Annotated in this window: 15 protein-coding genes; 13 read left to right on the top strand and 2 right to left on the bottom strand. The window is 54.0% G+C overall.

Features of this window, described 5'->3' with window-relative positions; translation table 11 throughout:
• Nucleotides 1-89: 89 nt before the first annotated feature.
• Entirely contained in the window at nt 90-824 is a 735-nt protein-coding gene (gene cysH / locus FDW98_RS00925) for a phosphoadenosine phosphosulfate reductase (protein ID WP_096755913.1), read from the top strand.
• Between the two features lie 53 nt (nt 825-877).
• On the opposite strand, the gene FDW98_RS00920 is transcribed toward cysH, so the two are convergent.
• The gene (locus tag FDW98_RS00920; RefSeq protein WP_096755914.1) at nt 878-1,915 is read right to left on the bottom strand and encodes an aminopeptidase; all 1,038 of its coding nucleotides are present in this window, start codon (nt 1,913-1,915) and stop codon (nt 878-880) included.
• A 254-nt stretch (nt 1,916-2,169) separates the two neighbouring features.
• Here FDW98_RS00920 and cysD point away from each other — a divergent pair, with 254 nt between their 5' ends.
• The 12 genes from cysD to rpoS all read left to right on the top strand — a co-directional run bounded on the left by cysD (nt 2,170) and on the right by rpoS (nt 12,087).
• Nucleotides 2,170-3,078: a sulfate adenylyltransferase subunit CysD gene (gene cysD / locus FDW98_RS00915; RefSeq protein ID WP_096755915.1), complete on the top strand. Its 909-nt coding sequence runs from the start codon at nt 2,170-2,172 to the stop codon at nt 3,076-3,078.
• Nucleotides 3,079-3,087: 9 nt separating this feature from the next.
• The gene (cysN, locus tag FDW98_RS00910) at nt 3,088-4,515 is read left to right on the top strand and encodes a sulfate adenylyltransferase subunit CysN (protein ID WP_096755916.1); all 1,428 of its coding nucleotides are present in this window, start codon (nt 3,088-3,090) and stop codon (nt 4,513-4,515) included.
• Nucleotides 4,515-5,120: an adenylyl-sulfate kinase gene (gene cysC, locus FDW98_RS00905; protein ID WP_096755917.1), complete on the top strand. Its 606-nt coding sequence runs from the start codon at nt 4,515-4,517 to the stop codon at nt 5,118-5,120. The genes cysN and cysC overlap by 1 nt, the downstream gene beginning before the upstream one ends.
• Nucleotides 5,121-5,169: 49 nt before the next feature.
• Nucleotides 5,170-5,493, top strand: a complete 324-nt coding sequence (locus tag FDW98_RS00900) for a DUF3561 family protein (protein WP_096755918.1) — start codon at nt 5,170-5,172, stop codon at nt 5,491-5,493.
• Nucleotides 5,494-5,712: 219 nt separating this feature from the next.
• Entirely contained in the window at nt 5,713-6,024 is a 312-nt protein-coding gene (ftsB, locus tag FDW98_RS00895; RefSeq protein WP_003034163.1) for a cell division protein FtsB, read from the top strand.
• A gap of 18 nt (nt 6,025-6,042) precedes the next feature.
• Entirely contained in the window at nt 6,043-6,738 is a 696-nt protein-coding gene (gene ispD / locus FDW98_RS00890) for a 2-C-methyl-D-erythritol 4-phosphate cytidylyltransferase (protein WP_096755919.1), read from the top strand.
• A gap of 139 nt (nt 6,739-6,877) precedes the next feature.
• A complete protein-coding gene (ispF, locus tag FDW98_RS00885; protein ID WP_096755920.1) occupies nt 6,878-7,357 on the top strand; it encodes a 2-C-methyl-D-erythritol 2,4-cyclodiphosphate synthase in 480 nt (159 codons plus the stop codon).
• Entirely contained in the window at nt 7,354-8,403 is a 1,050-nt protein-coding gene (truD, locus tag FDW98_RS00880) for a tRNA pseudouridine(13) synthase TruD (RefSeq protein ID WP_096755921.1), read from the top strand. The genes ispF and truD overlap by 4 nt, the downstream gene beginning before the upstream one ends.
• Complete coding sequence (surE, locus tag FDW98_RS00875; RefSeq protein WP_096755922.1) at nt 8,384-9,145, top strand: 5'/3'-nucleotidase SurE; 762 nt, start codon at nt 8,384-8,386, stop codon at nt 9,143-9,145. The genes truD and surE overlap by 20 nt, the downstream gene beginning before the upstream one ends.
• On the top strand, nt 9,139-9,765 hold the full coding sequence (gene pcm, locus FDW98_RS00870) for a protein-L-isoaspartate O-methyltransferase (protein ID WP_096755923.1): 627 nt from the start codon (nt 9,139-9,141) through the stop codon (nt 9,763-9,765). Before surE ends, pcm begins: the two co-directional genes overlap by 7 nt.
• A 186-nt stretch (nt 9,766-9,951) precedes the next feature.
• On the top strand, nt 9,952-11,031 hold the full coding sequence (gene nlpD / locus FDW98_RS00865) for a murein hydrolase activator NlpD (RefSeq protein ID WP_319016474.1): 1,080 nt from the start codon (nt 9,952-9,954) through the stop codon (nt 11,029-11,031).
• Nucleotides 11,032-11,094: 63 nt separating this feature from the next.
• A complete protein-coding gene (gene rpoS, locus FDW98_RS00860) occupies nt 11,095-12,087 on the top strand; it encodes an RNA polymerase sigma factor RpoS (RefSeq protein ID WP_000081498.1) in 993 nt (330 codons plus the stop codon).
• A gap of 187 nt (nt 12,088-12,274) precedes the next feature.
• Here rpoS and FDW98_RS00855 read toward each other — a convergent pair whose 3' ends face one another.
• Complete coding sequence (locus FDW98_RS00855; RefSeq protein WP_096755925.1) at nt 12,275-12,679, bottom strand: MarR family winged helix-turn-helix transcriptional regulator; 405 nt, start codon at nt 12,677-12,679, stop codon at nt 12,275-12,277.
• Nucleotides 12,680-12,694 lie beyond the last annotated feature (15 nt).

Below are 12,694 nucleotides of genomic sequence, written 5' to 3'. Positions count from 1 at the left end.
TGCCGGATGGCGGCATAAATGCCTTATCCGGCCTACCGACTGCGTAGGCCTGATAAGCGCAGCGCCATCAGGCATAAGATGAGGTAATCATGTCCGTACTCGATCTACACGCATTGAACAACCTACCAAAAGTTGAGCGCGTCATGGCGCTGGCGGAAACCAACAGCCAGCTGGAAAAACTGAGCGCGCAGGATCGTGTGGCGTGGGCGCTGGAGAATCTGCCCGGCGACTACGTGCTCTCTTCGAGCTTTGGTATTCAGGCGGCGGTTAGCCTGCACCTGGTGAATCAGATTCGCCCGGATATCCCGGTGATCCTTACCGATACCGGCTATCTGTTCCCGGAAACCTACCAGTTTATTGACGAGTTAACGGACACGCTCAAACTCAATCTGCAGGTTTACCGGGCAAAAGAGAGTGCCGCCTGGCAGGAAGCGCGCTATGGCAAACTGTGGGAACAGGGCGTTGAAGGCATTGAGAAATACAATGACATCAACAAAGTCGAGCCGATGAACCGGGCGCTGCAAGAACTCAATGCGCAAACCTGGTTTGCCGGTCTGCGTCGTGAGCAATCCGGCAGTCGTGCCCATTTGCCGGTACTGGCTATCCAGCGTGGCGTGTTCAAACTGCTGCCGATCATCGACTGGGACAACCGCACGGTGTACCAGTACCTGCAACAACACGGGCTGAAGTATCATCCGCTGTGGGAGCAAGGCTATCTGTCGGTAGGCGATACCCACACCACCCGTAAATGGGAACCGGGCATGGCGGAAGAAGAGACGCGCTTCTTCGGACTGAAGCGGGAGTGCGGATTGCACGAAGGGTAATCGGTAACAGGCCCGGTAAGCATCTGCATGCTACCGGGCAGGATACGGGTGAACTAGCCCGCCTTTGCCAGCTCTTTTACCAGTGGCAGCATAATGCGTACCACGTCGCGACTGCGGTGCTCAATACGGCCGGGTAACGCTTTATCAATATGCTGCTGGTTATCCAGTCGAACGTCGTGCCAGCTGTTGCCTGCAGGGAATGAGGCAGTTTTGGCTCGCTGCTGATAGCCGTCTTTGTTACCCAGATTCCAGTTGGTGGCTTCGACGGAGAGCACGGCAATCCCCGCTTTGTCGAACACCTCCGCATCGTTACAACATCCAGTGCCTTTCGGGTAGTTCTTGTTCAGACCGGGATTAGTGCTGGCGGAGATACCGCGACTGCGTGCAATAGCCAGCGCCCGGTCGCGTGTGAGCTTACGAACCGCTTCTGGCGTTTTTTGCCCGCTGTTGAAATAGAGCTTATCGCCGACGATCAGGTTATCCAGATTAATCACCAGCAGCGTATTTTTCTTCTCGGCGGCGCTCATGCGTTTGAGTACGTTCTCTGCGCCGAGCTTGCCTTCTTCTTCTCCGCTGGTGGCGATAAAGCGGATGCCGTACTCGGTCGGGACATTCTTGAGTTTTTCTGCCAGTTCCAGCATCACGCCGAGACCCGCCGCGTTATCGTCAATCCCTTGCAGCGTTAATCCACCGAGATTGGCATCGGAGTCGGCATCGCTTTGCGGCGCGTAGGTATCAAGGTGCGCCATAATAATAATCTGCTGCGGTGCCTTACCTTCATGTGCTGCAATTACCGTGCTACCCGTTACGTTATGCCAGTTTTTATGGTTATTTTTGGCGGTATACACATAGCGGCTATTAAACGTCCGAATATCACTGCTGTATCCCATCTGCTGAAACTGCTGACGTAAATAATCGGCAGACAACATTTCTGCAGGCGAGCCCGTCACGCGGCCAGGAAAAAACGTTGCAATATGGCGGGCCTGGAAGTTGGCGATATCTCCGGGCTTCGAAGAGGTTGCCTGTGCGGGAAGGATAAAGCACACGCCGAGCGCCAGGGCAGCAGGAAAGTGGCGCAATGCGGAAAACATAGTGAGTCCTTAAATACCAAGCATAAATTTTTACCCGCTAGTATGAAACCGTGATCGGGGTAAAACAATTTCATTTGCTCCTAAATGCCCGAAATCCGGCGGCTTAAGCACTTTTTGATATTTGCTTTTCCAGATCGTTATTCCTTTGAGGAACTACTCATTCCAATTCGTAATTTCATTCGTTCTCTTGCCCTCCCTATAGTCGAGTTATCTGAGCATCGTTAGAACAATAACGGCATTACATAGGAACGGTTATGGATCAAAAACGACTTACCCACCTGCGGCAACTGGAAGCGGAAAGCATCCATATTATTCGTGAGGTGGCCGCCGAGTTTTCTAATCCGGTGATGATGTATTCCATCGGCAAAGACTCCAGCGTAATGCTGCATCTGGCGCGCAAAGCGTTTTATCCCGGCACGCTGCCGTTCCCGTTGCTACATGTGGATACTGGCTGGAAATTCAGCGAGATGTATGAATTCCGTGACCGCACGGCAAAAACCTACGGTTGCGAGCTGCTGGTGCATAAAAATCCGGAAGGGGTGGCGATGGGCATTAACCCGTTTGTTCACGGCAGCGCCAAGCATACTGACATTATGAAAACCGAAGGGCTGAAGCAGGCGCTGAACAAATACGGCTTTGATGCCGCGTTTGGCGGCGCCCGCCGCGATGAAGAGAAATCACGTGCTAAAGAGCGTATCTACTCTTTCCGTGACCGCTTTCATCGCTGGGACCCGAAAAACCAGCGCCCGGAATTGTGGCACAACTACAACGGGCAGATTAACAAAGGCGAAAGCATTCGCGTGTTCCCGCTCTCCAACTGGACCGAACAGGATATCTGGCAGTACATCTGGTTGGAAAATATCGACATTGTGCCGCTGTACCTGGCTGCGGAGCGCCCGGTGCTGGAACGTGACGGTATGCTGATGATGATCGATGACGACAGGATCGATCTGCAGCCTGGTGAGGTTATCAAAAAACGCATGGTGCGTTTCCGCACGCTTGGCTGCTGGCCGCTTACCGGCGCCGTGGAGTCAAACGCGCAGACGCTGCCGGAAATTATCGAAGAAATGCTGGTCTCAACCACCAGTGAACGTCAGGGCCGCGTGATTGACCGCGACCAGGCGGGCTCCATGGAGCTGAAGAAACGTCAGGGGTATTTCTAAGGAGCCGCCATGAACACGACACTTGCACAACAAATTGCTAATGAAGGCGGCGTTGAAGCCTGGATGGTTGCCCAGCAACACAAAAGCCTGCTGCGCTTTTTAACCTGCGGCAGCGTGGATGACGGGAAAAGTACGCTGATTGGCCGACTGCTGCACGACACGCGCCAGATTTACGAAGATCAGCTCTCAACGCTGCATAACGACAGCAAACGTCATGGTACCCAGGGTGAGAAACTGGATCTGGCGCTGCTGGTTGACGGGTTACAGGCCGAGCGTGAGCAGGGGATCACCATCGACGTGGCCTACCGCTATTTCTCCACCGAGAAGCGCAAATTTATTATCGCCGATACGCCAGGGCACGAGCAGTACACCCGGAACATGGCCACCGGTGCGTCCACATGCGATCTGGCGATCCTGCTGATTGATGCACGTAAAGGTGTGCTGGACCAGACTCGCCGCCACAGTTTTATCTCCACGCTGCTGGGGATCAAACATCTGGTGGTGGCGATCAACAAAATGGATCTGGTGAGCTTCAGCGAAGACACATTTACCCGCATTCGCGAAGATTATCTGACCTTTGCCGAACAGTTGCCGGGCAATCTGGATATTCGCTTTGTGCCGCTTTCTGCGCTGGAAGGCGACAACGTGGCCTCCCAGAGTAAAAACATGCCATGGTATAGCGGCCCGACGCTGCTGGAGGTACTGGAAACGGTAGAGATCCAGCGGGCTGTTGAGACCCAACCGATGCGTTTCCCGGTGCAGTATGTGAATCGCCCGAACCTGGATTTTCGTGGTTATGCCGGAACTCTGGCCTCCGGTCGCGTAACGGTAGGCCAGCGAATCAAAGTGCTGCCGTCTGGCGTTGAATCAAGCGTCGCGCGGATCGTCACCTTTGACGGCGACCTCCAGGAAGCGCATGCGGGCGAAGCGATTACACTGGTACTGAAAGATGAAATCGACATCAGCCGTGGCGACCTGTTGCTGGATGCTCGCGAAGTCTTGCCAGCGGTACAGCATGCTGCCGTTGACGTGGTATGGATGGCGGAACAACCGCTGTCGGAAGGTCAGAGCTATGACATCAAAGTCGCGGGCAAGAAGACGCGTGCCCGCGTAGATAACGTGCAGTATCAGGTCGATATCAATAACCTGACTCAGCGTGAGGTCGACGCGTTGCCGCTGAATGGTATTGGCCTGGTTAATTTGACGTTTGATGAACCGCTGGTACTGGACACCTATCAGCATAACCCGGTGACGGGCGGTCTGATTATTATTGACCGTCTGACCAACGTCACCGTGGGTGCGGGACTGATCCGCGAACCTATCGAGCAGCAACAGGCCACGACATCCCCGTTCAGCGCGTTTGAACTGGAACTGAATGCGCTGGTGCGTCGTCACTTCCCGCACTGGAACGCACGTGATTTGCTGGGAGGAAAGTAATGGCCTTGCATGACGAAAACGTCGTCTGGCATGCCCATGCGGTAACGCGCGAAGATCGCGAAGTGCTGCACGGGCATAAAGGGGCGGTTGTTTGGTTTACCGGGCTCTCAGGCTCCGGTAAATCAACGGTGGCGGGGGCGCTGGAAGAGGTGCTGCATCGGTTGGGCGTCAGCACCTGGCTGCTGGATGGCGACAACGTGCGCCATGGCCTGTGCAGCGATCTGGGTTTTAGCGACGCCGATCGCAAAGAGAACATCCGGCGGGTGGGGGAAGTCGCTAGCCTGATGGTGGATGCCGGGCTGGTGGTGCTGACGGCATTTATCTCCCCGCATCGCGCTGAGCGGCAAATGGTCCGCGAGCGCGTCGGCGAGGGGCGTTTTATCGAGGTGTTTGTCGATACGCCGCTGGCGACATGCGAAGCCCGCGATCCGAAAGGGCTGTATAAAAAAGCGCGAGCGGGTGAACTGCGCAATTTCACCGGAATTGACGCGGTGTACGAAGCGCCTGAATCGCCAGAGATTCACCTTGATGGTGAACAATTGGTAACAAATTTGGTTCCTCAATTATTAGACCTGCTGAGGCAGCAAGATATTATCAGATCCTGAGACATCCCCGAGCTTATCGGCTCGGTCAGTCAAGGTCACAGGATTAGCTATGCGTAACAGCCATAACATTACTATTGCAGAGTCAGACACCTTCAAGGCCGACGGCGAAACCATCTGGTCACTACCGGGGGCCGTGGTCGGTTTTGTGGCGTGGTTGCTGGCGCTGGGCATTCCATGTCTTATGTATGGCCCTAACACGCTGTTTTTCTTCCTCTATACCTGGCCGTTTTTCCTTGCATTGCTGCCTGTCGCGATTGTGGCGGGAATAGCCCTGCACTCGTTATTGAAGGGACGACTGTTCCTGAGCATGACGTGTACCCTGCTGACGGTGGGGCTGATGTTCGGGGCATTGTTTATGTGGCTGCTGGGTTAGGCTATCTCCCTTCTCTTTATATGGCTACTGAGGCTGAAACGCGGACTGGTCATAATTCAAACCGTAACCAACAATGAGATTATGTTCTCCTTACACGGGGTATACGTAACAACGAGCAAATGTGGTACATTTGCCCGCGTTGTCGCGGTATTCCCGCCTGTAGACGGAGAGTCGTCTGCGGATGTTTTGGGATGATGATGCCGTTTTTCAGGGGGCAGGATGGGTAAACTAACGCTGCTGTTGCTGGCTTTATTGGTCTGGCTTCAGTATTCGCTGTGGTTCGGTAAGAACGGCATACATGACTATAGCCGCGTCAACGATGATGTGGCTGCGCAGCAAGCGACAAATGCGAAACTTAAAGCGCGTAACGATCAGCTGTTTGCCGAAATTGACGATCTCAATGGCGGTCAGGAAGCGATTGAAGAGCGTGCGCGCAACGAACTCAGCATGACCAAGCCGGGCGAAACCTTTTATCGTCTGGTGCCTGATGCGTCTAAACGCGCTCAGACTGCAGGGCAAAACAATCGATAAACCAGCCAAGGATTTAACATGGCAGCCACTTTATTGGACGTTTGCGCCGTGGTACCGGCTGCCGGATTTGGCCGCCGAATGCAATCGGAGTGTCCTAAGCAGTATCTCTCCATCGGCAATAAAACCATTCTTGAACACTCGGTTGCTGCGCTACTGGCGCATCCCCGGGTGACGCATGTCGTCATTGCTATCAGCCCTGGCGACAGCCGCTTTGCAGAACTTCCTCTGGCAGCGCACCCGCAAATCACCGTGGTGGATGGCGGCAATGAGCGCGCCGATTCAGTGCTGGCCGGTTTGCAGGCCACCGGAAATGCCCGCTGGGTGCTGGTGCATGATGCTGCCAGACCGTGCCTGCATCAGGACGATTTATCTCGTTTACTGGCGATAAGCGAAACCAGTCGTACAGGTGGGATCCTTGCCGCACCGGTGCGCGATACCATGAAACGCGCGGAACCGGGCAAAACTGACATTGCCCATACGGTCGAACGCACTGACTTATGGCACGCGTTGACGCCGCAGTTTTTCCCCCGCGAGTTATTACACCACTGCCTGGCCCGAGCACTCAACGAAGGCGCGACCATTACCGATGAGGCCTCGGCGCTGGAATATTGCGGCTTTCATCCACAGCTTGTCGAAGGACGCGCTGATAATATTAAAGTTACTCGTCCGGAAGATCTGGCGCTTGCGGAATTTTATCTGACCCGAAGAATCTAGACACAAAATCATTCAAGCTGCATCGAGGCGGCAACTGAGTGAATCCCCAGGAGCTTACATAAGTAAGTGACTGGGGTGAACAAAGGCAGCCAACAAAGAGGCCGCTTGAAGGGTGATGTGTATATCAGGAGAATGCATAATGCGAATTGGACACGGTTTTGACGTACACGCCTTTGGCGGCGTAGGCCCAATTATCATTGGTGGCGTGCGCATCCCGTACGAAAAGGGGCTGCTGGCGCATTCTGATGGCGACGTCGCGTTACATGCGCTGACTGATGCGCTACTGGGCGCGGCAGCGCTGGGCGATATCGGTAAACTGTTCCCGGACACCGATCCGGCCTTTAAAGGGGCAGATAGCCGCGAATTATTACGTGAAGCCTGGCGTCGTATTCAGGCCAAAGGCTACACGCTCGGCAATGTGGATGTGACCATTATTGCGCAGGCACCGAAGATGCTGCCGCACATTCCACAAATGCGCGTGTTTATTGCCGAAGATCTCGGCTGTCATATGGATGATGTTAACGTGAAAGCGACCACCACGGAGAAACTCGGTTTTACCGGGCGTGGGGAAGGGATTGCCTGTGAAGCGGTGGCGTTGCTCATAAAGGCTGCAAAATGACAGAGTTTGAAAATCTGACGTATCTCCACGGTAAACCGCAGGGCCGTGGCGTATTGAAGGCGAATCCAGAAGACTTTGTGGTGGTCGAAGATTTAGGCTTTGAACCGGACGGAGAAGGCGAACACGTTCTGGTACGCATCCTGAAGAACGGCTGTAACACTCGTTTTGTCGCCGATGCACTGGCAAAGTTTTTGAAAATTCATGCTCGTGAAGTCAGCTTCGCCGGGCAGAAAGATAAGCATGCGGTCACGGAACAGTGGCTGTGCGCGCGCGTGCCGGGCAATGTCATGCCTGATTTAAGCAAATTTGAGCTTGAAGGCTGTAAAGTGCTGGAGTACGCCCGTCACAAGCGTAAGCTGCGTTTAGGTGCCCTGAAAGGTAACGGCTTTACGGTGGTGCTGCGTGAAGTCAGCGATCGCGCCGACGTTGAAGCACGTTTGCAGGCTATTCTCGAGCGCGGCGTACCGAACTATTTTGGTGCCCAACGTTTTGGCATCGCCGGCAGTAACCTGCAAGGGGCGCTGCGCTGGGCGCAAAGCGATGCACCGGTGCGCGATCGCAATAAACGCAGTTTTTGGTTGTCGGCAGCCCGCAGCGCGTTGTTTAATCAAATAGTCAATGAACGATTGAAAAAAACAGACTTTAATCAAGTTGTTGACGGCGATGCGCTACAATTGTCTGGACGCGGAAGTTGGTTTGTTGCCACTCCTGAAGAACAGGTTGAATTACAGCGTCGCGTTAATGAAAGAGAATTAATGATTACAGCGGCATTACCCGGCTGCGGTGAGTGGGGAACTCAGCGCGATGCGCTGGCGTTTGAACAGGCCGCCATTGCCGATGAAAGCGTGCTGCAGTCTTTATTATTGCGTGAGAAAGTCGACGCATCGCGTCGCGCTATGCTGCTGTACCCACAACAATTAAGCTGGAACTGGTGGGATGACGTAACCGTTGAGTTACGCTTCTGGCTACCGGCAGGTAGCTTTGCCACCAGTGTAGTAAGGGAACTTATTAACACAACGGGTGATTATGCGTATATTGCTGAGTAACGATGATGGGGTCCACGCGCCCGGTATACAAACGCTGGCGAAAGCGCTGCGTGAGTTTGCTGACGTACAGGTCGTTGCCCCGGATCGTAACCGCAGTGGCGCGTCTAACTCACTGACGCTGGAATCTTCGCTTCGCACCTTCACCTTTGAAAACGGTGATATCGCCGTGCAAATGGGCACGCCTACCGACTGCGTCTATCTGGGCGTAAACGCATTAATGCGTCCGCGCCCGGACATCGTAGTTTCCGGGATTAACGCCGGTCCTAATCTGGGTGACGATGTTATCTATTCTGGAACCGTTGCGGCTGCGATGGAAGGCCGGCACCTGGGCTTTCCCGCGCTGGCGGTCTCACTGGATGGCCATAAACACTACGATACCGCAGCCGCGATTACCTGCCGCATTTTGCGTGCGCTGAGCCGCGAACCGCTGCGTACCGGGCGTATTCTGAATATCAACGTCCCGGACTTGCCGCTGGATCAGATTAAAGGTATTCGCGTTACCCGCTGCGGCAGTCGCCATCCGGCGGATCAGGTTATTCCACAGCAGGACCCACGCGGTAACACGTTGTACTGGATTGGGCCGCCGGGCGAAAAATGCGATGCCGGGCCGGATACGGACTTTGCTGCCGTCGATGAAGGCTATGTTTCTGTCACGCCGCTGCATGTTGATTTAACCGCATACGGCGCGCATCAGGTTGTTTCTGATTGGTTAGACAGCGTGGGAGTCGACACGCAATGGTAAGCAGACGCGTACACACTCTTCTTGAACAATTACGTGCGCAGGGCATCAGAGATGAGCTTGTCCTTGATGCGCTCGCCGCCGTGCCGCGTGAAAAATTCATTGATGAGGCGTTTGAACATAAGGCCTGGGAAAACATCGCCCTGCCCATTGGTCAGGGGCAGACGATTTCGCAGCCTTATATGGTCGCACGTATGACCGAGTTGCTTGAGCTGACGCCACAATCGCGGGTGCTGGAAATCGGCACCGGTTCTGGTTACCAGACAGCGATTCTGGCGCATCTGGTACAGCATGTGTGTTCTGTCGAGCGCATTAAAGGTTTGCAGTGGCAGGCGCGTCGTCGCCTGAAGCAGCTTGATTTACATAATGTTTCGACCCGTCATGGTGATGGATGGCAAGGCTGGCAGGCACGAGCGCCGTTTGACGCCATCATTGTGACAGCTGCACCGCCGGAAATCCCTACCGCGTTAATGACGCAGTTGGATGAAGGCGGCATTCTCGTCTTACCCGTGGGCGACGAGCACCAGTATTTGAAACGGGTGCGTCGTCGGGGAGGCGAATTTATTATCGATACCGTGGAGGCTGTACGCTTCGTACCCTTAGTTAAAGGGGAGTTAGCGTAGATATAGGTTCTGAATACCTGGAGTTTTCCTGGATATTCTGGAATTAGTAAGCGTATCGTGGTCACGTTTTCCAGTGTCCAGCCCGATGCCTTGCACGGTGATTACGTCACTGGTTGTTAACCAAATTTTCCTGGGGGATAAATGAGCGCGGGAAGCCACAAATTTACCGTTCGCCGCATGGCGGCATTGTCACTGGTTTCGTTATGGCTGGCAGGCTGTTCTAACACCTCGAATCCGCCTGCGCCGGTCAACTCTGTTGATGGCGGTGCGCCAACGAACACCAATTCTGGCATGCTAATCACGCCTCCACCTAAAATGGGCACGACGACCGCACAGCAAACGCCGCAGATCCAATCGGTGCAGACTCCGGTCGCGCAGCCAACGCAAATTCAGCCCGTTGCGCAGCAGCCTGTACAGATGGAAAATGGCCGTATTGTGTACAACCGTAAGTATGGGAACATTCCGAAAGGCAGCTATACCGGCGGCAGCACCTATACAGTTAAGAAAGGTGACACACTTTTCTATATTGCCTGGATAACCGGGAACGATTTCCGTGACCTCGCACAACGCAATAACGTTCCGGCCCCGTATGGCCTGAATGTGGGACAAACTCTGCAAGTGGGCAACGCATCGGGTGCGCCGATTACCGGCGGCAATGCCATCACCCAGGCGGATGCAGCACAGCAAGGAGTTGTGACCAACCCTGCACAAAATTCCACCGTCGCTGTTGCTTCGAAACCAACAATTACGTATTCTGATGATTCAGGTGAACAAAGTGCTAACAAAATGTTGCCGAACAACAAGCCTGCTGGGACAGTTGTCACAGCGCCAGTAACGGCACCAGCAGTTAGCGCAACCGAATCGACTGCAAGCTCAACGTCTACCAGTGCGCCAATCTCCACCTGGCGTTGGCCGACTGACGGTAAAGTGATTGAAAACTTTGCGGCTACCGAAGGTGGCAATAAAGGGATCGACATTGCAGGCAGTAAGGGACAGGCTATTGTCGCGACCGCAGATGGACGCGTCGTATATGCCGGTAACGCACTGCGCGGTTACGGTAATCTTATTATCATCAAACACAACGATGATTACCTGAGTGCCTACGCCCATAACGATACAATGCTGGTTCGGGAGCAACAAGAAATCAAGGCGGGGCAGAAAATAGCTACCATGGGTAGCACCGGAACCAGTTCTACACGCTTGCATTTTGAAATTCGTTACAAGGGGAAATCCGTAAACCCGCTGCGCTATTTACCGCAGCGATAATTCGGCGGAACCAGGCTTTCACTTGCTTGTTCCGTTTAGGGATCACGGGTAGGAGCCACCTTTATGAGTCAGAATACGCTGAAAGTTCATGATTTAAATGAAGACGCGGAATTTGATGAGAACGGAGTAGAGGCTTTTGATGAAAAAGCCTTGAGTGAAGAGGAACCCAGTGATAACGACTTGGCTGAAGAGGAGCTGTTATCGCAAGGGGCCACACAGCGTGTGTTGGACGCGACTCAGCTTTACCTTGGTGAGATTGGTTATTCGCCACTGTTAACAGCCGAAGAAGAAGTGTATTTCGCGCGTCGCGCATTGCGTGGAGATGTAGCTTCTCGCCGTCGCATGATTGAAAGTAACCTGCGTCTGGTGGTTAAAATTGCCCGTCGTTATGGCAATCGTGGTCTGGCATTGCTGGATCTGATTGAAGAGGGCAATCTGGGGCTTATCCGTGCCGTCGAGAAGTTTGACCCGGAGCGCGGGTTCCGCTTCTCAACATACGCAACCTGGTGGATCCGCCAGACGATCGAACGGGCGATTATGAACCAAACCCGTACGATCCGACTGCCGATCCATATAGTAAAAGAGCTGAACGTCTATCTGCGTACTGCGCGTGAGTTGTCGCATAAACTGGACCACGAACCGAGCGCAGAAGAGATTGCTGAACAACTGGATAAACCGGTTGATGACGTCAGCCGTATGCTCCGACTCAACGAGCGCATTACCTCGGTAGACACCCCGCTGGGTGGCGATTCCGAAAAAGCGTTGCTGGATATTCTGGCCGACGAAAAGGAAAACGGTCCGGAAGACACCACGCAAGACGATGATATGAAACAGAGCATCGTCAAATGGCTGTTCGAGCTGAACGCCAAACAGCGTGAAGTGCTGGCACGTCGTTTCGGTCTGCTGGGGTATGAAGCTGCGACACTGGAAGATGTGGGCCGTGAAATTGGTCTCACTCGTGAACGTGTTCGTCAGATTCAGGTTGAAGGTCTGCGTCGTCTGCGTGAAATCCTGCAGACACAGGGACTGAATATCGAAGCGCTGTTCCGCGAGTAAGCACAGTTCTATCAAGAAAGGCCAGTCTCAGTGAGGCTGGCCTTTTTCTTGGTTTACAACCAGGTAGCGCTACGTCTTATCTGTGTGTAGGCCGGATAAGGCGTAGCCGCCATCCGGCACTGATTGCCCGATGGCGCTTTGCTTATCGGGCCTACAAATACATCACCTGTAGCGGCCATCCGGTAAATTACGCCATCATCTTGCGTACCAGTTGCGTGAACTGTTCACGCTCTTCCTCGCTCAACCTGCCCAGAAACTCATCATCAACGCTATCGCCCAGCGGCGCTGCGCTTGTCAGTAGTGCCTCACCTTGCTCAGTCAAATAGACAAACCGACGACGCTTATCAGCCGGGAAGTGTTCACGCCTGACCAGCTCACGCTTTTCCATACGGCTCAGCAGCTCGGCAAGCGTGGCCTTGGTGCAGACCGCGGCTTCGGTGAGAGCAACCTGTTCAATGCCGGGATGCTCGGCAATAGCGCGCATCACTGCGTATTGCGGCTTGGTGAGCTCCGGTAATTCGTGCTGCCAGCGTGACGTATGCTGCTGGAAAAGCTGACGTAACAGGTGAAAGGCTTTATTTCGTAATGGCATAGGGACTCCGGGATC

This window comes from Citrobacter sp. wls711 (assembly GCF_005281055.1).
Lineage (GTDB): Bacteria > Pseudomonadota > Gammaproteobacteria > Enterobacterales > Enterobacteriaceae > Citrobacter > Citrobacter gillenii.
The sequence above is the reverse complement of the archived record's forward strand: the minus strand, read 5'-3'. Positions and strand labels throughout refer to the sequence as shown.